The sequence below is a fragment of the Magnetococcales bacterium genome, from assembly GCA_015231175.1.
GTDB lineage: Bacteria > Pseudomonadota > Magnetococcia > Magnetococcales > DC0425bin3 > HA3dbin3.
This window is the reverse complement of record JADGBZ010000019.1, coordinates 18,193-37,344: the sequence shown is the minus strand read 5'-3', so window position 1 is coordinate 37,344 and position 19,152 is coordinate 18,193. Positions and strand designations below refer to the sequence as shown.

General features: G+C 55.4%; 24 protein-coding genes and 2 pseudogenes. 22 read left to right on the top strand and 4 right to left on the bottom strand.

Annotated elements, in window-relative coordinates; genetic code table 11:
• Positions 1-119: 119 nt before the first annotated feature.
• From dnaK to HQL63_06380, 5 genes are all read left to right on the top strand, one after another.
• Positions 120-2,045 (top strand): molecular chaperone DnaK, encoded by a 1,926-nt coding sequence (gene dnaK / locus HQL63_06400; GenBank protein MBF0176464.1) that lies wholly within the window; start codon positions 120-122, stop codon positions 2,043-2,045.
• A gap of 19 nt (positions 2,046-2,064) precedes the next feature.
• Positions 2,065-3,213: a molecular chaperone DnaJ gene (gene dnaJ / locus HQL63_06395; protein MBF0176463.1), complete on the top strand. Its 1,149-nt coding sequence runs from the start codon at positions 2,065-2,067 to the stop codon at positions 3,211-3,213.
• 70 nt (positions 3,214-3,283) lie between these two features.
• Positions 3,284-4,093: a 4-hydroxy-tetrahydrodipicolinate reductase gene (gene dapB, locus HQL63_06390; GenBank protein ID MBF0176462.1), complete on the top strand. Its 810-nt coding sequence runs from the start codon at positions 3,284-3,286 to the stop codon at positions 4,091-4,093.
• Positions 4,094-4,130: 37 nt separating this feature from the next.
• Positions 4,131-4,493 (top strand): hypothetical protein, encoded by a 363-nt coding sequence (locus HQL63_06385; protein MBF0176461.1) that lies wholly within the window; start codon positions 4,131-4,133, stop codon positions 4,491-4,493.
• Positions 4,494-4,525: 32 nt separating this feature from the next.
• A complete protein-coding gene (locus HQL63_06380; protein ID MBF0176460.1) occupies positions 4,526-5,386 on the top strand; it encodes an isocitrate lyase/PEP mutase family protein in 861 nt (286 codons plus the stop codon).
• Positions 5,387-5,438: 52 nt separating this feature from the next.
• Here the strand turns inward: HQL63_06380 and HQL63_06375 are convergent.
• The 3 genes and pseudogenes from HQL63_06375 to HQL63_06365 all read right to left on the bottom strand — a co-directional run bounded on the left by HQL63_06375 (position 5,439) and on the right by HQL63_06365 (position 6,509).
• A pseudogene (locus HQL63_06375) lies at positions 5,439-5,677 on the bottom strand (DUF433 domain-containing protein).
• Between the two features lie 148 nt (positions 5,678-5,825).
• A pseudogene (locus HQL63_06370) lies at positions 5,826-5,957 on the bottom strand (IS110 family transposase).
• A 231-nt stretch (positions 5,958-6,188) separates the two neighbouring features.
• Complete coding sequence (locus HQL63_06365) at positions 6,189-6,509, bottom strand: hypothetical protein (protein ID MBF0176459.1); 321 nt, start codon at positions 6,507-6,509, stop codon at positions 6,189-6,191.
• Between the two features lie 144 nt (positions 6,510-6,653).
• Here HQL63_06365 and hisB point away from each other — a divergent pair, with 144 nt between their 5' ends.
• The 11 genes from hisB (at position 6,654) to HQL63_06310 (ending at position 12,783) form a co-directional block, all read left to right on the top strand.
• The gene (gene hisB, locus HQL63_06360; protein MBF0176458.1) at positions 6,654-7,250 is read left to right on the top strand and encodes an imidazoleglycerol-phosphate dehydratase HisB; all 597 of its coding nucleotides are present in this window, start codon (positions 6,654-6,656) and stop codon (positions 7,248-7,250) included.
• Positions 7,247-7,882, top strand: a complete 636-nt coding sequence (hisH, locus tag HQL63_06355; GenBank protein MBF0176457.1) for an imidazole glycerol phosphate synthase subunit HisH — start codon at positions 7,247-7,249, stop codon at positions 7,880-7,882. The genes hisB and hisH overlap by 4 nt, the downstream gene beginning before the upstream one ends.
• 1 nt (position 7,883) lies before the next feature.
• Positions 7,884-8,624 (top strand): 1-(5-phosphoribosyl)-5-[(5-phosphoribosylamino)methylideneamino]imidazole-4-carboxamide isomerase, encoded by a 741-nt coding sequence (hisA, locus tag HQL63_06350; protein MBF0176456.1) that lies wholly within the window; start codon positions 7,884-7,886, stop codon positions 8,622-8,624.
• Positions 8,621-8,908, top strand: a complete 288-nt coding sequence (locus tag HQL63_06345) for a SemiSWEET transporter (protein MBF0176455.1) — start codon at positions 8,621-8,623, stop codon at positions 8,906-8,908. The genes hisA and HQL63_06345 overlap by 4 nt, the downstream gene beginning before the upstream one ends.
• Positions 8,909-8,913: 5 nt before the next feature.
• Positions 8,914-9,741, top strand: a complete 828-nt coding sequence (hisF, locus tag HQL63_06340; GenBank protein ID MBF0176454.1) for an imidazole glycerol phosphate synthase subunit HisF — start codon at positions 8,914-8,916, stop codon at positions 9,739-9,741.
• Positions 9,720-10,109 (top strand): phosphoribosyl-AMP cyclohydrolase, encoded by a 390-nt coding sequence (hisI, locus tag HQL63_06335; protein MBF0176453.1) that lies wholly within the window; start codon positions 9,720-9,722, stop codon positions 10,107-10,109. Before hisF ends, hisI begins: the two co-directional genes overlap by 22 nt.
• Positions 10,106-10,846: a phosphoribosyl-ATP diphosphatase gene (locus HQL63_06330; GenBank protein ID MBF0176452.1), complete on the top strand. Its 741-nt coding sequence runs from the start codon at positions 10,106-10,108 to the stop codon at positions 10,844-10,846. Before hisI ends, HQL63_06330 begins: the two co-directional genes overlap by 4 nt.
• Positions 10,847-10,893: 47 nt before the next feature.
• A complete protein-coding gene (locus HQL63_06325; GenBank protein MBF0176451.1) occupies positions 10,894-11,247 on the top strand; it encodes a histidine triad nucleotide-binding protein in 354 nt (117 codons plus the stop codon).
• A gap of 1 nt (position 11,248) precedes the next feature.
• Positions 11,249-11,998: a 16S rRNA (uracil(1498)-N(3))-methyltransferase gene (locus tag HQL63_06320; GenBank protein MBF0176450.1), complete on the top strand. Its 750-nt coding sequence runs from the start codon at positions 11,249-11,251 to the stop codon at positions 11,996-11,998.
• Between the two features lie 25 nt (positions 11,999-12,023).
• Entirely contained in the window at positions 12,024-12,209 is a 186-nt protein-coding gene (locus HQL63_06315; GenBank protein ID MBF0176449.1) for a hypothetical protein, read from the top strand.
• 82 nt (positions 12,210-12,291) lie between these two features.
• Complete coding sequence (locus tag HQL63_06310) at positions 12,292-12,783, top strand: sel1 repeat family protein (protein ID MBF0176448.1); 492 nt, start codon at positions 12,292-12,294, stop codon at positions 12,781-12,783.
• A gap of 481 nt (positions 12,784-13,264) precedes the next feature.
• Here the strand turns inward: HQL63_06310 and HQL63_06305 are convergent, their stop codons facing one another.
• Positions 13,265-13,693 carry a hypothetical protein gene (locus HQL63_06305; GenBank protein ID MBF0176447.1) on the bottom strand — a complete coding sequence of 143 codons (429 nt, stop codon included), beginning with the start codon at positions 13,691-13,693 and terminating at the stop codon, positions 13,265-13,267.
• Between the two features lie 100 nt (positions 13,694-13,793).
• On the opposite strand from HQL63_06305, the gene HQL63_06300 reads away from it, so the two are divergent.
• The 6 genes from HQL63_06300 to HQL63_06275 all read left to right on the top strand — a co-directional run bounded on the left by HQL63_06300 (position 13,794) and on the right by HQL63_06275 (position 19,150).
• Positions 13,794-14,108 carry a DUF4258 domain-containing protein gene (locus tag HQL63_06300; GenBank protein MBF0176446.1) on the top strand — a complete coding sequence of 105 codons (315 nt, stop codon included), beginning with the start codon at positions 13,794-13,796 and terminating at the stop codon, positions 14,106-14,108.
• A 1-nt stretch (position 14,109) separates the two neighbouring features.
• Positions 14,110-14,361 (top strand): type II toxin-antitoxin system MqsA family antitoxin, encoded by a 252-nt coding sequence (locus HQL63_06295; protein ID MBF0176445.1) that lies wholly within the window; start codon positions 14,110-14,112, stop codon positions 14,359-14,361.
• Positions 14,362-14,652: 291 nt separating this feature from the next.
• Complete coding sequence (locus HQL63_06290; GenBank protein MBF0176444.1) at positions 14,653-16,587, top strand: hypothetical protein; 1,935 nt, start codon at positions 14,653-14,655, stop codon at positions 16,585-16,587.
• 90 nt (positions 16,588-16,677) lie between these two features.
• Entirely contained in the window at positions 16,678-17,439 is a 762-nt protein-coding gene (locus tag HQL63_06285) for a class I SAM-dependent methyltransferase (GenBank protein ID MBF0176443.1), read from the top strand.
• A gap of 72 nt (positions 17,440-17,511) precedes the next feature.
• Positions 17,512-18,492 carry a glycosyltransferase family 2 protein gene (locus tag HQL63_06280; protein MBF0176442.1) on the top strand — a complete coding sequence of 327 codons (981 nt, stop codon included), beginning with the start codon at positions 17,512-17,514 and terminating at the stop codon, positions 18,490-18,492.
• Positions 18,493-18,622: 130 nt separating this feature from the next.
• Entirely contained in the window at positions 18,623-19,150 is a 528-nt protein-coding gene (locus HQL63_06275; GenBank protein MBF0176441.1) for a chorismate lyase, read from the top strand.
• The last annotated feature ends 2 nt before the right edge of the window (positions 19,151-19,152 follow it).

The following is a 19,152-nucleotide window of genomic DNA, read 5'->3' as shown; positions in this document are numbered from 1 at the left end:
CATGGGCTTGACAGAAGGGTTGGTCGTTTCCATATCCATGTCGAGGGGTGCGATCCCTTTTGCTGGGGTGCATCTGAATTCCGGGCGGGTCAGGAAGCAACGAGAGAGGGATTTTGGCAATGGGTAAAGTCATCGGCATTGATCTGGGCACCACCAACTCCTGTGTAGCCGTGATGGAAGGTGGTGAACCGAAAGTTATTGAAAACAGCGAAGGTGTGCGGACGACTCCATCCATGGTGGCTTTCGCCAGCAATGGGGAGCGCCTGGTCGGGCAGGCTGCCAAACGGCAGGGGGTGACCAATCCGACTAACACGTTGTACGCCATCAAGCGCTTGATCGGGCGGCGATATGACGATCCGATGACCCGCAAGGACAAGGACATTGTCCCGTACAAGATTGTGAAGGCGGAGAACGGTGATGCCTGGGTGGAGGGTGGCGGTCGCAAGATCAGCCCCTCCGAAGTCTCTGCCATGATTTTGCAAAAGATGAAACAGACCGCCGAGGATTATCTGGGTGAAAAGGTCACCGAGGCGGTGATCACCTGCCCGGCCTACTTCAACGACGCCCAGCGCCAGGCGACCAAGGATGCCGGGCGTATTGCCGGCCTGGATGTTTTGCGCGTGATCAACGAGCCGACGGCGGCGGCCCTCGCTTACGGGTTGGACAAAAAGGCGGGACAGACCATCGTTGTGTATGACCTGGGCGGTGGTACCTTCGATATTTCCGTCCTGGAAATTGGGGATGGTCTGTTCGAGGTCAAATCGACCAACGGGGATACCTTCCTGGGTGGTGAGGACTTTGACAAGGCGATCATCGATTACCTTGCCGACCAGTTTAAAAAGGAAAACGGCATCGACCTGCGCCAGGACAGCATGTCCCTGCAACGTCTCAAAGAGGCTGGAGAGAAGGCCAAGATCGAGCTTTCCACCAGCACGCAGACCGAGGTGAATCTCCCCTTCATCACGGCGGACGCTTCGGGGCCGAAGCATTTGAACGTGAGCTTTACCCGAGCCAAACTGGAGAGCCTGGTCGACAGTTTGATTCAACGCACCGTCGAGCCCTGCAAGACTGCCCTGCGTGATGCCAAAATCACTGCTTCTCAGATAGACGAGGTGATCCTGGTCGGTGGCATGACCCGGATGCCCAAGGTCCAGAAGCTGGTCGCCGAGCTGTTTGGCAGGGAGCCCCACAAGGGGGTGAATCCCGACGAAGTGGTTGCCATCGGCGCGGCCATCCAGGGTGGTGTTCTCAAGGGGGATGTGAAGGATATCCTGCTGCTGGATGTCACGCCGCTCTCGTTGGGCATCGAGACCCTGGGCGGGGTGTACACAAAACTGATCGACAAAAACACCACCATCCCCACCAAAAAATCGCAAATCTTTTCCACCGCAGCGGACAACCAGTCGGCTGTGACGATCCGGGTGGCCCAGGGCGAGCGGGAAATGTTTGGGGACAACAAGCTGTTGGGCCAGTTTGATCTGATGGGCATTGCACCGGCCCCCCGGGGCGTGCCCCAGGTTGAAGTCTCCTTCGATATTGACGCCAATGGCATCGTCAAGGTGTCGGCGAAGGACAAGGGGACCGGCAAGGAGCAATCCATCAGCATTCAGGCCTCGGGTGGTTTGAAGGACAGCGAAATCCAGAAGATGATCAAGGAGGCCGAGGCGCATGCCGAGGAGGACGGCAAAAAGCGGAAGCTGATCGATGCCCGCAATCATGCCGACTCCCTGATCTACACCACGGAAAAATCCCTGAAGGAGCATGCCGACAAGGTGGATGCGGATCTCAAGGGAAAAATCGAGGCCGCCGTCTCCCAGTTGAAGGGGGTGATTGGGGCCGATGATGTCGATGCCATCGAAAGCAAGACCCAGGCACTCATGGAAGTTTCCATGAAGATGGGCGAAGCCATCTACAAAGATGCTGCACCCAAACCTGGAGAGGGGACCGCCCCTGAAGGTGCAGGGCCACATGTTGACAAGGACGAGAATGTGGTTGAAGCGGAGTTCGAGGACATCAAGGACGAAAACAAGAAGCCGAGCCATTGATTCCACGGAATGACCGCCGATGCCCAAGGATTATTACGATATCCTTGGTGTCCCCCGCAACACCCCTGCGGAAGACATCAAGAAGGTGTACCGCAAACTGGCCATGGAGCTCCATCCGGACCGCAACCCGGGCAACAAGGATGCGGAGTCCCGGTTCAAGGAGGTCAATGAGGCCTACGATGTCTTGAAGGATCCGAAGAAGCGCTCCATCTATGACCAGTTTGGCCATGCCGGACTGGGTCAGAATGTGGGGGGCGGTCATCCGGGTGGTTTCCCGGGCGGTGGTCAGAGTGGCTTTGGAGATATTTTCGAGGAGTTTTTCGGAGATATTTTTGGAGCCGGCGGCGGACGTGGCCGGGGTGGTCGCTCCTCGTCGCAGCGAGGCGAGGATTTTCGCTACGATCTGACCGTCAAGTTGGAAGATGTCATGGAGGGGGCCGAGGAGCGTTTGCGCATCCCGGCGGTTGTGGCCTGTGACAAGTGCAGTGGCAGTGGTGCGCAAGCCGGCTCCGGGCCGGAGACCTGTGGGGTGTGCGGGGGTGCCGGACAGTTGCGGACCCAACAGGGGTTTTTCTCCATTGCCCGCCCTTGCGGGGCTTGCCATGGCCGGGGCTCCATCATCCGTAACCCTTGCCCGGAGTGCCAGGGACAGGGGCGCAAGCGGTCGGAGAAGAATCTGACGGTCAAGATTCCCCCAGGTGTGGAGACCGGAACCCGCATCCGTCTTTCCGGCGAAGGGGGGGCGGGCCAGAGCAATGGTCCTTCTGGCGATCTCTACATCATCATCGAGGTGGCCAAGCACCCCATTTTTGAGCGGTACAATGCCGATCTGCTTTGTCAGGTGCCCATCACCTTTCCGCAGGCGGCTCTGGGTGGCAAAATCGAGGTTCCCACATTGCGGGGACGCTCCCGGGTGACGCTTCCTCCCGGCAGCCAGACCGGCAAGCGTTTTGTTCTCAAGGGCAAGGGATTGCCGCACCTGAACCGCCCCGGGCTTTTCGGGGATCTTGTCGTGGAGGTTCAGGTCGAGACCCCGATCAATCTGAACAAAAAGCAGCGGGAGTTGATGGAGGAGTTTGCCCGTTGTTCCGGGCAGGATTGTCAACCTGAATCCCACTCCTTCTTGAACAGGGTCAAGGATTTTTTGGATAAAAAGATTTCCACCTGAGCCTTGCTTTCGGGTGCGGCATGGGGTTGGAGTGGCATGGGGTGTTGCGGCCAGAAGCGGGAGGGTGGGTATGTCCGAGTGGGGCGTTGGCGTTGCGGGTGCCGCCGGGCGCATGGGCAGGATGTTGATCCAGGCGGTTTTGGATCAGCCGGGCTTGCGCATGGCCTCGGCCTGGGAGAAGCCGGGCCATGGTCTGGTGGGCAGGGATGTGGGCGAGTTGGTTGGCAGCCAGCCCCTGGGTGTGGTTTTGGGTGATCAGGCCCAGGCGGGTTTTGCTGCTGCGGATGTGGTGATCGATTTCACCACCATCCCCTCGACCCTGGAGCATCTGCCCCTGGCCGTGGCGACACAGACGCCCATGGTCATTGGCACGACTGGTTTCAGTGCCGAAGCCCGCGAACGGATTGCCCAGGCGGCGGCGCAGGTGCCCATTGTTCTGGCTCCCAATTTCAGTGTCGGCGTCAACCTGATGTTTCAGGTTGCTGCCCAGGTGGCGCAAGTGCTGGGTGACGCATTTGATGTCGAGATCATTGAGGCCCACCATCGGCACAAGGTGGATGCCCCCTCCGGGACGGCAGTCCGTCTGGGGGAGACGATTGCCGACGCTTTGGGGCGTTCCCTGGCCGATGTGGCCGTTTATGGCCGGCAGGGACACACCGGCGCCCGGGATCGGCAGACCATCGGCTTTGCCACGGTGCGTGGGGGTGATGTGGTCGGGGATCATACCCTGCTCTTTGCCGGCGAGGGGGAACGGCTGGAGATCACCCATCGGGCCAGCAGCCGGTTGACCTTTGCCCGGGGTGCGGCGCGTGCTGCCCAGTGGATCCAGGGTCGGGCGCCGGGTCTGTATGACATGCGAGATGTTTTGGGTTTCCGTTAACTGTCAAGCTGCTCCCGTCCAAGAAGGAATCCTCGCCATGGATCGTATCGAAGTTGCCAAAATCAAGCCCGGCCAAAATTTGACCCTGGAGTTTGGTGAACGGGAGGCCGTGCTGACCAAACTGGACGAACCAAAAAAGTTCAAGGTGGAGGATTGGTTCCCCGAGGAGAGGGAGTTTTATATTCTGGACGAGGCCATCGTCGAGGATGAACCCCTGCACTACAGCATGGAGCCGGTCTCCCTCTCTCTGGAGGAGGCCCTCGCCGAGGATCGGAAAAATTTTGGCCTCAACAAGAAGATCCGGGATTTTTTTGGGCGGCCTGTCGGTGGCATCGAGATGGATGAGGAAGAGGATGAAGGGGAAGAAGATGCCGACGCCGCAGCAGAGAAGAGCGCCTAGCGTATAGTGATGGCCCGGGTATCGGAGGGGGCATGGAGAGATGTGAGCAGTTGCGCGCCTTGTTGGCCCGTCCAGGGTTCCTGTTTGGCCCCGGGGTATATGATTGCCTGAGCGCCCGGTTGGCCGAACAGAGCGGTTGTGAGCTGGCTTTCTCCAGCGGTTATGGTATGGCTGCGGCGTTGCTGGGTTTGCCGGATATCGGGTTGATCACCGGCACGGAGATGTTGCAGGCGGCGGGAAACATCGCCGCGACTTTGCGCATCCCTCTGATTGCCGATATGGATACCGGTTATGGCAATCCCCTGAACGTCATCCGGACCGTCACCATGGCCAGGCGGTTGGGCGTTGCCGGGGTGATTCTGGAGGATCAGGAATGGCCCAAAAGGTGTGGGCACATGAGCGGCAAACGGGTCATCTCCCGGGAGGAGCATGTCGAGAAAATCCGCGCTGCGGTGGAGGCCCGGCAGGAGGCAGGGGACATCGTTGTGGTGGCCCGGACCGATGCCCGGGCGGCGTTGGGTCTGGAAGAGGCCATCCAGCGGGGGCGGAGTTATCATGCAGCCGGGGCGGACATGATTTTCATCGAGGCGCCGCAGTCGGAAGAGGAGTTGCGTACCATCGCCAGAGAGCTTTCCGGCGTGCCTCTCATGGTCAACCTGGTCGAGGGGGGGCGCACGCCCAACTTACCTTTCCAGGATCTGGCGGCCATGGGGTTCAAGCTGGGGGTCTCTCCCCTGTCGGCCTTGTTTGAAGCGACAGCAGCCATCAGGAGCTGTTTCCGGGAGATGCGTGAGCGTGGTGTGGTGGGCACCCGGGCGGTTGATTTTGACGCCTTCAAGAATATTGTCGCCACGGAGCGTTACCATGCGTTGGAGATGCGGTTCAAGTCGTAGGGCACTGCCTTGGATCTTCGGTGAATAAGGAGGTTTTCGTCAATCTTGAACTTCATGCCACGACCCGGCGTCCCAAATCGACAATCCTTTCCCTGGCCAAATCCGCCGCATAATGGGTAGCGGCACAAAGTGATTCCTTGGTAAGGGAGGGGTAGCTTCGCAGGGTTTCCTGATGGGACTGATGGTGGCCAGATTGTCGAGAACCACGGCAACCGGAACCCTGGTGCCGCGAATGCAGGCCTGCCCGTGGCAGATATGCGGATCGGCGGTGATGTCATCTCGCCAGTTCATAGTCTGTCTCCTTTGCTTGGCGTCCCAACCCCTTTTTGCGAGCCAGCAGCCCATCCACCCAACGTTTTTCGCAACTATTCACCACCCGCCAACGAATTGGGGTCCAGCAACTGTCTTGACTGTCAAGCAGCTTCTGCCAGGGGGGGGTCCATGTTTTCATGTTTTTTATCATGACGTTGAGAATGGTCAGGAGCTTCCGCATACAGGCCGTGATTGCTACCTTTTTGGGTTCTCCTGCATCAAGCAGGCGTTGATAAAAGTGGCGTATGACCGGGTTGAAAGGTCGTGTCTCCAGGGATGTACGCCGATTCGGCAGCCGAGGTCTTAAAAAGACGCAAAGAATTCCTTGCCAAGTGGAAGCTGAAATGTCGCGGGGTCGCCGAAAGCCTGGAAGAAGCAGGGGAGAGATTGTTCACGTTAGAAACGGCTACCATGTTTTTCTGGGCGCTTATGGCATCTGGGCAGATCATCATGCGACGGGTAGAAGGCTGGAAAACGCTTCAGGAGCCGCCTATAAATCTGGACTTGGATCAGGCAGCATGATCAAATGACGAGGTGTCGGGGTTATGCCGCTTCCGAATTTCCACCAACCTGGAGACACGACCGAACGCACCTTCAGCAGTGGATGTATGATCAGAAGGACGATCAGGACGGGCAGATCCTTGCCGGAGCGCTTGCTCCATCCATGGCGGGAAAAAATGCCCAAAAAGGCCATTTCCTTGAGGAGATCAAACACGGCGCCATCTACCCCGAATGTCCCGAAGGACCGGGATTTGATGTCATCGATCATGGGGGTGGGCAATGCTGCCTGATTCCTGGTATTCTTATCCATGAGGCCAGCCTTTCTCGTGCTGACATATTGAATTCGCAAGCAATATTTTAGCACAAAAGGGCCGGCCTCACCCGGGTATTTGGCGGAAATCAGGCCACCAAGCCATTTCGCGAACTGCGAAAGTTGAGATGTATAGAGACCAAAATGGAACGCAAGGCTGTTGTCGAACGCCCGACACGTGAGACTCGGGTACGGGCAGAGGTGGCTTTGGATGGCAACGGAGTCACGGAAATTCGTACCGGGCTGGGGTTTCTCGATCATATGCTGGAGCAACTGGGTCGGCATGGACTTTTTGATCTGCGCGTCCATGCCGAGGGGGATCTCCACGTGGATGGTCACCATACGGTCGAGGATGTCGGCATCGTCCTGGGACAGGCCTTCCGTCAAGCCTTGGGCGAACGCAAGGGGATCACCCGTTTTGGCCATGCCTACGTTCCATTGGACGAGGCGTTGTCGCGTGTCGTCGTGGATTTGTCCAATCGGCCCTGCCTGGTTTGGGATGTGACCTTTGCCACTCCCCGGCTGGGAGTGGTGGACACCGAACTGTTTCGGGAGTGGTTCGTGGCCTTTGCCAACAATGCCGGCATGACCTTGCATGTCACCAGCCTGTATGGCCAGAATGATCACCACATCATCGAATCCTGCTTCAAAGCTTTGGCACGGGCGTTGCGCACCGCTTGCGCCCTGGATCCAAATCTGGGAGGCCAGGTTCCCAGCACCAAAGGAACCTTGAATACATGATCATTGTCGTGGATTATGGGTCGGGTAACCTCCGTTCCGTGACAAAGTCTCTGGAGATCGTCGGCGGTCGGGTGCGGATCAGCAGTGACCCGGCGGATATCTCCCGTGCTGAGCGGCTTGTCCTGCCCGGAGTGGGCGCCTTCGGCGATTGCCGAGCCAACCTGGACGCCAGAGGTCTGACAGAACCCGTTTTGGAACATCTCCGGACGGGGCGTCCCTTCCTGGGCATTTGTGTGGGTATGCAACTGCTCTTTACCGCTGGCGAGGAGTTTGGGTACCATCCCGGCCTTGATTTGATTCCGGGCCGCGTGGTGCCGTTCTCCCGCGCAATGACAGATGCAACCGACCCCGAACGCCACCTCAAAGTGCCTCACATGGGCTGGAACAAGGTGCACCAGGAACAAAATCACCCCCTGTGGGTCGGAATCCCGGACAACAGTCACTTCTATTTTGTCCACTCCTTCCATGGCCAGGTCACCCACGCGACGGATGTGGCCGGCTCCAGCTTCCACGGTGTCGGCTTTACTGCCGCAGTGGCCAAGGAGAACCTGTTCGCAACCCAGTTTCACCCGGAAAAAAGCCAGCAACATGGCTTGCGGCTTCTCCACAACTTTCTGAAGTGGTCAACCTGACATGATCGTTATCCCCGCTATCGACATTAAAGATGGGCTCTGTGTGCGTCTCTATCAGGGAGCCATGGATCTCGACACCGTCTACTCGGATAACCCCGGGGCCATCGCCGCCCGCTGGCAAGAAGCAGGTGCGGAACGGCTCCATGTGGTGGATCTCAACGGCGCCTTTGCCGGCCACCCCGTCAATCTGGAAGCAATCCGGGCCATCCTGGATGCGGCAACCATCCCAGTGCAGCTGGGAGGCGGGCTGCGCAGCATGCAGATCCTTGAGAATTGTTTCACCATGGGGGTCTCCATCGCCATCCTGGGCTCGGTGGCATGCCGCAATCCGGATTTTGTCCGGGAAGCCTGCCGAACCTTTCCAGACCGAATCTCCGTTGGTATTGATGCACGCGCCGGTCGCGTGGCCATCGATGGATGGTCGGAAACGACGGAAATCTCCGCCCTGGATCTGGCGCAACGCCTCGAAGATGCGGGAGCCACCGAGATCATCTTTACCGATATCAGCCGCGATGGTGTCCTCAAAGGGCCCAACATTCCAGCAACCCGTGCCCTGGCAAGTCATGTGCGGGTACCCGTGATCCTGTCGGGAGGAATCTCCTCTCTCCAGGATATACGTGAGGTGATGGTCAACGCCGGGCCGTTTCCGAATGGCGGCAAAATATCCGGCGTCATCACAGGCAAGGCCATTTACGATGGTGGCCTTGACTTGGCTGCTGCTGTGGCCGCCACCAAGGGATGATACCCCTCTTGGCGCCAGGACTTGACCTGCTGGGATATGTCGCTGCCATATTCTCCTGCGCCGCGTTCTTCCCTCAGGTGGTTCGGACGTGGCGCACCCGTTCGGTCGGGGATATCTCCCTGAGCATGTTCCTGATCAACTCCGCCGGCGCTGGACTCTGGTTGTGGTATGGTTTCCTGGCTGGGTCCGTACCCATCATCAGCGCCAATGGAATCATCCTCACTTTGTCGCTCTGCATGTTGACCATGAAACTCAAATTTGGTCACCAACAGACAGGAGGGTAGGGAGCATGCTGGCCAAACGCATTATCCCCTGTCTGGACGTCAAGGAGGGGCGGGTTGTCAAGGGGGTCCAGTTCGAGGGGCTGGTGGACGCCGGCGATCCAGTGGCCGCCGCCCGGCGCTATGACGCCGAAGGGGCTGACGAATTGACCTTCCTGGATATCACTGCCTCCCACGAAGGCCGGGATACCATCCTGGACGTGGTGCGCCGGACTGCCGAACAGGTGTTTATCCCTCTGACAGTCGGCGGGGGCGTGCGCACCAATCAGGATATCCGCAACCTGTTGAATGCGGGCGCCGACAAGGTGGGCATCAACACGGCAGCGGTGTTTCGACCCGAATTTGTTCAGGAGGCTGCCAACCAGTTTGGCTCCCAATGTATCGTCGTGGCCATCGACGCCAAATGTGTGGAGCGCGGGGCCGACAACCAACCCCTCCGTTGGGAGATTTTCACCCATGGCGGGCGCAAACCGACCGGCCTGGATGCCGTGGCCTGGGCACAACGCATGGAAGCCTACGGGGCGGGCGAAATTTTGCTCACATCCATGGACCGAGATGGCACCAAAATCGGTTACGATATCCCCTTGACCCGGGCCATCGTCGCAGCCACCACCGTTCCGGTCATCGCCTCCGGTGGTGTGGGAACCCTGCAACACCTGCTGGAAGGTTTACAACTCAGTGGGGCCGATGCCGTCCTGGCAGCCTCCATTTTTCATTTCCGCCAACATACCATACCCGAGGCCAAAGCCTATCTGCGTGCGAACGGTGTCGAAGTTCGCACTTCATGCACCGCGTCCGAATATGAGAACCCACCATGGATACGTTCCCCGATCTGAATAGCCTGACATTCAACGCCGATGGGTTGATCCCCGCCATTGCCCAACAGCACGATACCGGCGAAGTGTTGATGATGGCCTGGATGAACCGAAACTCCCTCATCGAAACCCTGCGTAGCGGCGTCGCCTGCTATTGGTCCCGCAGCCGGCAAAAATTTTGGAAAAAAGGAGAAACCTCGGGACATGTGCAACGGATCAAGAACATTCGCACCGATTGCGACCGGGATACCCTCCTGCTCCTGGTGGATCAGGTTGGCGTCGCCTGCCACACCGGAAGACACAACTGTTTCTACCTGGAGGTCCAAGACGACAGGTGGGCCGAAATATGCGCACCAGAAATCAACCCGGAGGAGATCTACGGCAAATGAGCGCGTCAGGGCCCACCACCCAGACAGTCCTTCTGGATTTGTATGAGATTATTTTGCAACGAAAATTGGCTGATCCCAAACACTCCTATGTGGCACAGTTGTACCATAAGGGACGTGGGGAGATTTTGCGCAAGGTGGACGAGGAGGCGTTTGAAGTGGTCATGGCCGGGAAAGATGACAACCCTGCCGAAGTGATCCACGAGGCCGCAGATCTGTTGTTCCACCTGTGGGTCATGTTGGCCGATATGGATATTCATCCCGATGTCGTTTTTCAGGAACTGCTGGACCGTTTTGGTACCTCCGGCCTCTCCATGGCAGCCGTTCCCCGGCGCACAAGCGAACGCCGTACCCACAATAAACAGTTGACTCTAAACATGTTCAGTGGCTTGACCCTGATGGGCGCCACGACGGATGTCAGCATGGAGGGTCTCCAACTGGAGATCGACTACGAGCCCAAATGGCAGCTGATCGGCGAACGCGGGTTTTTTGAAATCGAAATGCCACCTGATATCAATCCGACCCTGCCAACAACGGGTGTACGAATCGAGGTGGGTGACCAGGAATTTCAGGTCCATCTGAACCAGGGGTGTCTGGCCCATGGCCAGGATTTTCGCTTTGAGTTCGAGGTGGTCCGGGTCACCGATAACGGAATTGGCTTGAGGATCGTCGATAATTTGGGCTTGTTTACTTTCGCCCTGTCGAAAGACGCATTCAAGGATGCCTTTCGCACGGATTGATCGTACCATCCATGTTGTCGTGCAAGCTCCGGCAAGGGAGAGTCGTCATGTCTGAGACGTGTGTTTTTTGCAAGATTGCCAAGGGGGAAATTCCTTCCCAGATCGTCTATGAGGATGATCGCGTGGTCGCCTTTTACGACATCAATCCACAGACGCCGGTCCATGTGCTTGTCATTCCCAGACATCATTATGCGTCTCTGGACAGTTTCACCCTGGATGACCGGGACATGGCAGGATACCTCCTGGAGCGGACGGCCCATGTGGCCCGGGAGTTGGGGTTGGTCGAGAATGGTTATCGGGTCAGCACCAATGTGGGCGCATTTGGTGGCCAGGAGGTGTTCCATATTCATGTCCATATCCTGGGTGGACGACCGATTGGACCACTAGCCTCCCGGCGCTGACTTGTCAACCGTTCCGCGCCTTTTCATCGCTGAAGGCCTGCAACCAGGGTGGGAGATCCACCCCCTGGATGAACGCGGTGGGCACTATCTGCAACGTGTGCTGCGGTTGTCCTCGGGAGATGTGGTGCGCCTGTTCGATGGTTCGGGAGGGGAGTGGGAAGCGATCCTGCACACCGCTGGAAGTCGAACCGAGGTGCGGCTGGTGCGACATTTACCCGGGGGATGTGAATCCCCTCTTGCCGTGACGCTGGTACATGGCCTGTCGCGGTCGGCGCCCATGGAGCTGGTCATCCAGAAAGGGGTTGAGCTGGGCGCCGTGGCCGTGATCCCCCTGTTGACCAAAAGGAGCGTCAGCCGTCCGGATGAGCGGCAAGGCGCCAACAAGCTCGAACGCTGGCGGCGTATTGCCATCGAAGCTGCCGAACAGTGCGGACGCACACAGATACCACATGTCCATGCCCCACTCTCCTGGAACTCCCTCGCCGTCGCCATTCCGGAAGGAACCCGCCTGCTTTTTTGGGAAGAGGAACGGCATGGAACCGGTCTGCGAGCGCTGCCTCCGCCTCGCCCTGGTTCGCCCGTGACCCTGCTGACCGGCCCGGAAGGTGGGTTGACAGCTGATGAGGTCGCCTTCGCCCGCGACCAATTGGGTTTTCAAACCGTCGGAATGGGTCCACGCACCTTGCGGACCGAAACAGCCGCACTGGCCGTTCTGACCATGGTCCAGACCCTCTGGGGTGATATGGGATGAGAAGATTGAATTTATGAGGAAATTTATGCCGTTCGAGAACAGGGTCTCCTCCTGCGATACGTTGGGAGACATTTTCCCCGCCTTGGACCCGAAAGCGTTTCGAAAGTGTTTTGTAGCCTGGATAGATGGCCTCCGCCGTGAACTCCAGGATGTTGTGGCGATTGAGGGAAGACCGTTGCGTGCTGTGGCGACTTCATCAACGGTGTGCTAGTCTGAACGTACCCATGGGCTGTGCCATAGAGTCGGAGTCAGAGTGTCCGAAGAAGATCTTGCAAGACTGACCGTCGAACGCGATGGATTTCGTGGATAAGTGGAGCTGTTCATTGAGACGCCCGGACCATTTCGAGCACCAATATAAAACATTGAAGTTATTTATAATTTTGTTGACTATATTGGTTGTTGAAGCACTGTTGGTCAACCAGTCAGCCTATGCGGATATTTTTGCTTTTGTTGACCAAAAGGGAATTATACACCTGAGTGATCGCCCTGGTCCAAAATATCGTTTGTTGATACGTTTTCCAAGCAAAAGTGCTCCCCCCCAGGACGACAAGGAGGCCATAAAGTGGTTTCGGCTGGCGGCAGAAAAGGGGGATACTGACGCTCAGGTACAGCTTGGTGAAATGTACCACTCTGGCAGAGGTGTTCCCCAGGACGACAAGGAGGCCATAAAGTGGTTTCAGCTGGCGGCAGAAAAGGGGAATGCTCATGCTCAACGTTACCTTAGAGATAATAACGTACCGTTTGTTTTAGATCTTCTCTTGATTTTATTGATGTTTCTTTTGTGATGGTTCATTGGAGCAACCGAAAGCCAGTTATTATTGCCACTATCAATATTTTATGGATCTTTTTCATTGTGTTTGACCAGCAGGATGTTCTATATATCGAAACTATGTTTTTAGTAAATTATAGTTTTATTTTTCTTGTTTCTGCAATATCTATAATGATATTTTATATAGCATTTAAATTTATTAAATCTTTTTCCTTTAAAAAAATTCTAAATAATATTGGTGGATCAGTAAAAAGAATTAGTTTAAAGAAAATTATAAATAATATTAGTGAATTAATTAAAAATATTTTATTTCTCATATTTGGTGCATCTGTTTCGATAATATTAATCTATTTTATTTACATTGGATTTTCTTCAGGATTCTTTTTTTCTACGAAATTTCTCTTAATCGTTATTATTCTTCTGCTTATTTTTCGATAGGCTTAATTTATTTTATTTATCTTAGATTTCCTTCATAATTCCTTTTTATGCATTTTCTCCTAACCATTATTATTTTCTGTTTCTTTTTGCACTGCAAGAAATAAAAAGGATCTTATATTAACAGCCCGTTGAAAAACCCCGTTTTTACAACTCCAACAAGGGTGCCATGAAGACCACCAGCAGAAGATTTGCAGCCTTCGGAGCCATGACCAAAACGATGAACAGAATAGCTCGTCGCGCTCGCGCATCATTGCCTTGCCGATCTCGGACGAAAACCGTATACGGTTGTTGTATACCGTCCGGCGTGCCTCATCATCGCCGCGCCAGTGCTGGACCCCAGACCGCTCAGGTTCGGCAATCCGGCTTTTCCATGAACCCTTTTCCAATGCCACGACCGCCCCGGTTTCCAAATCCACCGCGTGTCCCGGCTTGTAGGCAAAATGCGTACTGCCGTCCTTCAGCCTGGCCGCCTGAGCATCAGGATCCACGGGAGATTCCCACCCCGTGTTGGACCGCATGCCCTCGCGACCAGGGAATCTCGATCAACGGGCTGCTGACCCAAAAGATAGTCTGTTGTGATGGAAAGGGATGGAATTGACAGACCTGGAATGGATTCGACACTCCGTCCGTGAAGATACCTACTTCTACTCCCGGCATGGCGATCAGGAGCGTGGCAACGACGGCCTGACCCTCGTTGAAGTTGAACAAGCCATTCTTACCGGGCGGATGCTGGAGCAGTACGACGACACTGGACGTGGGGAAAGCTGTCTGGTGGTTGGATTTACCCATGCGGGTAAGCCTGTGCATGTGGTTTGCGGTCAATGGGAAGAACGGATGGTGATCATCACCGTCTACATTCCCGGCCCGCCGAAGTTTAAAACACCTTTCGAGAGGGGTGATTGATATGGCTGGAAAATGTCCCTTCTGCGGCCACCGCCACATGGTTGCCAGGCAGGTGGAATATCTCTACCGGTTTGGAGAGCGATTCATGGTGGTGACCGATGTCCCTTGTCTGGAATGCGAGTTTTGTGGTGAACGGTATTTCGAGTCCACCGTTTTGAAGCGCATTGAGGCCGATTTTCATGCCATTCAGAGCACAGGCAAGAAACCCATGAGGACCATCCAGGTTCCGGTGGAGGCTTATTCGAGCCTGTGAACCTGTTTCCTGAATTTTACAACCTTCAAACTTCCACACACAGAGACACCGAACATCCACGACAGCCATCATACCCTCCTTGGCAGATAGAACACTCCCGCAGGGTTCTGCACGATCAACCAAAGAGATGCACTGCCCTTTTTCAGGCGATTGCCCTGGAATCCGGGTGACGGTCGGTTGTCATCAAGGGCGACAAAGGATACCATACCCGGCGCGTGGCCATGCGACGCCCAGCCGTGGTTGCCCGGGTGCATGCCCCCATTTCAATCTTTTACAGATGAGGCCTCTTGCGTGAATCGCTCCGCCCCCTCCACGGATCGTTCCAGGCATCTGATTCTGGTTCTCTTTGCGATGCTGTTGGTCGGCCTGCTGGTCTTTCAGAGCCTGCCTCCTGGAAATGCGTTTGCCATTGCCCAAGATTTTCTGGACAGCTTTCTGCCATACTATGTCCTGCGGGCCAGACTTCCTGGCCTGTTCCTGGACTTGAACTACATGGTCCCGGATCTGGCCGGAGGGATGCCGTACAATGCCCTGGCCATGGGAGATTTCCACCTGGCCTACAACCTGTACCGGCTTTTCGATCCCTTCACGGGGTTTGTCGTCGAACGCTTCCTTGTGCATGGGGTGGCCTTTTTCGGCATGATGTTGTTGTTGCACGACCACATCATTCCCCAAAACAGCCGGTTGAAAGCCTCTATTGTGGGGGTGGTTGCCTTTGCTTTTGCTGTTATTCCGCACTCCATGACACGCAGTGGCACCGTGGTCTATCTCCCTCTCCTGGCATGGGCCACCATCAACATCTGGCGCAGTCGTGCGGGAGCGATGAGTTGGGTGGCCATCTGTGTATACCCATTTTTTTCCGCCTTGGCCTGGGGTGGATTCATGGCCTGTGGCTGGTTGCTCCTGGCAACGCTCCATGCCTATTGGATCGGCCACCCGACCCGGCGGCACATGGCGTTGGCGACCCTCCTTCTCGTTGTCATCTCCGTGGCAGGCGAGCACCGTCTTTTTTATCACTGGTTTTTCCCAGCCTACGAATATACTTCCTATCGCATACAGGGAAAATTTGATATCCACACCGAGTTCCAATTGAGCAAGGTTTTGAGTGTCTTCTTCAATCACTTTTTCCTGGGTCTGAAAACCCGCCATTTTTCCTATCACTTCCCCTGGGTTTTCATGGCTTTGGTCATGGTTGGATGGGCCAGTTTGGTGGGTGGAAAAGGTACCACTCCGCTGGGAGTGGCAGAGGGTCGTCAGGAGAGTGCCCTGAGTCAGGAACCGCTGGCAAATGCCGGCAGGCTGCTCTGGTTTCTGTTGGGATTGCAACTCCTGATCAGCCTCTTTTTTGCCCTTTTCGACAGCGAGCAGTTCCTGATGAAATGGTTCAACCTGCCCCTGGATCTGAAGCGCCTGGATACGATCTCGCCAACGGTGTGGTGGGTTGTTTTCGCCCTGAGTCTCCACATCGTTCACGAAACCATCGCACGACGTGCATGGCTGGGCATGGAAAAACTCTTGATCGTTTTTACGGTGCTGGCGACACTTCATACCCTGTTCCAGTTTCCGGGAGCCAAGGAGACCATCAAGGATCGCCTGGGACTCTCCCCGGAGATGGGGTTCAGGGCTGCCATGGTCCAATGGATCTCCGGCAACCAACAGATTTTGCAGGGCAGCGCAGACAGCAGGGTAACCTTGGGCAAAATTCTAGGGACAGAGGTCTATACCTCGGAAGATTCCCTCATCATGAATGATCGCGGATACCTTCGACTGCGCGACTACTACATGCTGGATGTTTTCCGCCAGATCGATCCCCTCGTCCGGGCGCGTGTCCCTGCCGGCAAACAGGCCGCAAAGGTGCTCAGCATCGGGATACCACCCTCGATTGCCCTGTTTCATGGCTATCCCATACTGGACGGTGTTTTTTACGATTTCCCCCTCGCCTATTTTTATGAATTTGAAAAAATTCATGCCCGGGAAAAAGCCAAAGACCACCTCGACAACAAGATTGCTTCGCATCTCTATGCCCATGTAGCCAAAGAAAGCCGTCACTTGGCGGAGATTCCTCTGGATTATGATATGTGCCAGTTTGTTCGCATGGGCGGACGTGTTGTTTTGTCGCGATTCAAGTTGGCCAACCCTGCCAGGTTGTATCTGGATTTTGCTGGCAAGTTTGGTCCTGTCCATCTCTATTTTCTTGCGGATCGCCACAATTGCGACAAACCCTGAGCACGGCATGAGGCCCCCGCCTTTCCGAATGGTCCGAACCTCTTGACAGCGACAATCCCTCCCCTAAACCGTTTGATATTGAGAAAGAATATGGGAATCAGTTATTTATACTCAAGGACGTTCCATAAAAAATATGACAATCTGACAGCGATCAACGATTATTTTTTGAACAAGGATGGACCTGTCCGATTTAAAAATTATATTTTGGACAAAATCCAAGGGTTGGAGATTGAATACCCTCTGAACAAGACATTTCTCGAACCGCACAATCCCCTGTCCAATATCTTGACCGTCATGTTTTGGATCACGGAGCGACAAAAACCCATCTTCCGCTACCTGGATCAGAAACCCCCAGGAAGTTTCCTTGAAATTGCCTGTGGGTTTGGTGTCAGCCCTTGGCTTTTGAGTCACTCCATTCCCAACGTGGTCGGCTTGGATATGAACCCTTTGGCCATCTCCACAGCAAAAAAGCTCTTTCCCGGCGTCAACTATGTCTGCGCCAACGCCCTGGAATACCTCCGTTCGCAACCCGATCTGCATTTCGATATCATTTTTGATGCCTATGGTCCGACTCATCCCAAAGAGACCCCGGAACTTTATGAAGAAGTACTGAAACATTGTGACTATTTCATCAAACTCGGCTGTCGCCCGTACCGGAGTTATGGTGTCCTCGGCTATCTCCGTGGGAATTACAAGGTGCCAGGCTACCATCTTTCGTTCAATACCACCGTACACGGCAAGGGCATGCGGGGCATGGCGCCGGGATATCTGCGCCACTATCTCTCCTGGGCCTATCTGCGCGAGTTGCTGCATTGCATCCATGAGCGAAACGTATACTATATCCCGTTCTGACCGACACACGGTACCGTTTTGCCTTGACCTATCGGTGCATGGACTACCCTGAAGGCGCTGTGGAGCATGAGAATGAGTGATTTATCTGGAGAAGCTCCCACTGATTTGAGCCTCGTCATTCCAGTCTATAACGAAGAAGAAAACGTCAGCATGCTCGCCCAGGAGATCCTGGATGTGGCCAGAAGCTTGGGCAAAACCTTCGAAATCATCTTTGTCGACGACGGCTCAAGCGATCAAACGGTGCCCAACCTCCAGCGCCTCATACCGGAAGTTCCGGAACTGCGTGTGATCCGGTTGGCCAGGAATTATGGCCAGTCCACCGCATTGCAGGCCGGATTCGATCACGCTCAGGGTGACATCGTCATCACCATGGATGGGGATCTGCAAAACGATCCGCAAGATATTCCCCTTTTGCTGAATCACCTGAAAACCGAAGATGTGGATGTGGTGTCGGGCTGGAGGAAAATTCGCAAAGATCCCCCTCTGGGTGTTTTCTTTTCCCAGGTCGCCAACCGCATCATATCCAAAAAAACCGGCGTTCACCTGAATGATTATGGTTGTTCCCTGAAAGTCTACCGTCGGGATGTTCTATCCCGGCTGCGGGTCTATGGGGAGTTGCACCGCTTCCTGCCTGCCCTGCTCAGCGCCGTTGGTGCGGAGATACGTGAACTCCCGGTCAATCATCGTCCCAGAGTCTTTGGCAAATCCAAATACAGCCTGAATAAAATTTTCAGAGTCGTCCTCGATCTTCTGCTGATCAATTTTTTGCGCAAGTATATTCAAAGGCCCATCCAATTTTTCGGTCGCTTGGGGTTTTATATCGGAGGCAGCGGTTTCCTGATCTCCCTGTACCTGGCCTGGGTGAAATTTGTCCAGGGTCACAATATTGGCGAACGACCCCTGCTTTTGTTGGGTGTGACCATGATGCTGACGGGGGTGATACTGGTCGCTCACGGTTTGCTCGGGGAGTTGATCATTCGGATCATGCACGAGAAAGACGGCATTTCCCAATATGAACTCAAGGCCAAGAGAGGCACGCGAAAAACAGGTTGACCTGGAAAGGCTGCACCCTGCCAGATGGGGTGGTTTGGGCGGGACTCCGGTTTTTCTTGGGTCGGGATGAGATGACGGGACCATGGATATCCTCTCTTCATTACAGATTTTTGAGGGATGGCAAGGTTGCTTGTCTCTGACCGAAAAAAGTGCATCCTTCTCCGTTTTGGATCCCCCTTTGCAGCAGGCCTTAGTTTGTGACGGTTCATTGACCCGCCACCTGGAAACCACCACAGGAAAGCCTTTGCGGGTTCGCCTGGAGCGGCAGACTCTGCGGCCATCCTGGCAAGAAAACTTGGTGCTCTGGCAGGGACTTCCCCAGCTTCCGGTTGGCAAGGAAATCCTGGTTCGGGAGGCTTGGCTGAGCATTGCTCGGAAAGATTTGATCTTTGCCCACTCGGAAATGTTGCTGGATGGCCTTGCACAGGTCGTTCGGAGTGCCGTGGAACAAGGCGAAGAACCCTTGGGTATGGTGTTCCAGGAACGGGATGGCGAGGTCAGCCGCCAGCACCTGGAGTTGGCCCGGGTCAGGGCGCCAGAGTTGGCTCTGCGTGCAGGCATGCTCCCCCATCACCCTTTTTGGTGCAGGCGCTCCCTGTTTTTGACCGGTTCTGTGATGCGGGCGCGCATCCTGGAAATGTTCCTTGCGTGGCCGTAACA

What these genes read in the sequence shown, in the direction of transcription:
- HQL63_06285 (MBF0176443.1), top strand. Translation starts at nt 16,678, where the DNA reads ATGGGAATCAGTTATTTATACTCAAGGACGTTCCATAAAAAATATGAC.
- HQL63_06380 (MBF0176460.1), top strand. Translation starts at nt 4,526, where the DNA reads ATGGAGAGATGTGAGCAGTTGCGCGCCTTGTTGGCCCGTCCAGGGTTC.
- HQL63_06330 (MBF0176452.1), top strand. Translation starts at nt 10,106, where the DNA reads ATGAGCGCGTCAGGGCCCACCACCCAGACAGTCCTTCTGGATTTGTAT.
- hisA (MBF0176456.1), top strand. Translation starts at nt 7,884, where the DNA reads ATGATCGTTATCCCCGCTATCGACATTAAAGATGGGCTCTGTGTGCGT.
- HQL63_06295 (MBF0176445.1), top strand. Translation starts at nt 14,110, where the DNA reads ATGGCTGGAAAATGTCCCTTCTGCGGCCACCGCCACATGGTTGCCAGG.
- HQL63_06365 (MBF0176459.1), bottom strand. Translation starts at nt 6,509, where the DNA reads ATGGATAAGAATACCAGGAATCAGGCAGCATTGCCCACCCCCATGATC.
- HQL63_06385 (MBF0176461.1), top strand. Translation starts at nt 4,131, where the DNA reads ATGGATCGTATCGAAGTTGCCAAAATCAAGCCCGGCCAAAATTTGACC.
- HQL63_06345 (MBF0176455.1), top strand. Translation starts at nt 8,621, where the DNA reads ATGATACCCCTCTTGGCGCCAGGACTTGACCTGCTGGGATATGTCGCT.
- HQL63_06300 (MBF0176446.1), top strand. Translation starts at nt 13,794, where the DNA reads ATGGAATTGACAGACCTGGAATGGATTCGACACTCCGTCCGTGAAGAT.
- HQL63_06315 (MBF0176449.1), top strand. Translation starts at nt 12,024, where the DNA reads ATGCCGTTCGAGAACAGGGTCTCCTCCTGCGATACGTTGGGAGACATT.
- hisF (MBF0176454.1), top strand. Translation starts at nt 8,914, where the DNA reads ATGCTGGCCAAACGCATTATCCCCTGTCTGGACGTCAAGGAGGGGCGG.
- HQL63_06310 (MBF0176448.1), top strand. Translation starts at nt 12,292, where the DNA reads ATGGATTTCGTGGATAAGTGGAGCTGTTCATTGAGACGCCCGGACCAT.
- dapB (MBF0176462.1), top strand. Translation starts at nt 3,284, where the DNA reads ATGTCCGAGTGGGGCGTTGGCGTTGCGGGTGCCGCCGGGCGCATGGGC.
- HQL63_06325 (MBF0176451.1), top strand. Translation starts at nt 10,894, where the DNA reads ATGTCTGAGACGTGTGTTTTTTGCAAGATTGCCAAGGGGGAAATTCCT.
- hisB (MBF0176458.1), top strand. Translation starts at nt 6,654, where the DNA reads ATGGAACGCAAGGCTGTTGTCGAACGCCCGACACGTGAGACTCGGGTA.
- dnaJ (MBF0176463.1), top strand. Translation starts at nt 2,065, where the DNA reads ATGCCCAAGGATTATTACGATATCCTTGGTGTCCCCCGCAACACCCCT.
- dnaK (MBF0176464.1), top strand. Translation starts at nt 120, where the DNA reads ATGGGTAAAGTCATCGGCATTGATCTGGGCACCACCAACTCCTGTGTA.
- hisI (MBF0176453.1), top strand. Translation starts at nt 9,720, where the DNA reads ATGGATACGTTCCCCGATCTGAATAGCCTGACATTCAACGCCGATGGG.
- hisH (MBF0176457.1), top strand. Translation starts at nt 7,247, where the DNA reads ATGATCATTGTCGTGGATTATGGGTCGGGTAACCTCCGTTCCGTGACA.
- HQL63_06280 (MBF0176442.1), top strand. Translation starts at nt 17,512, where the DNA reads ATGAGTGATTTATCTGGAGAAGCTCCCACTGATTTGAGCCTCGTCATT.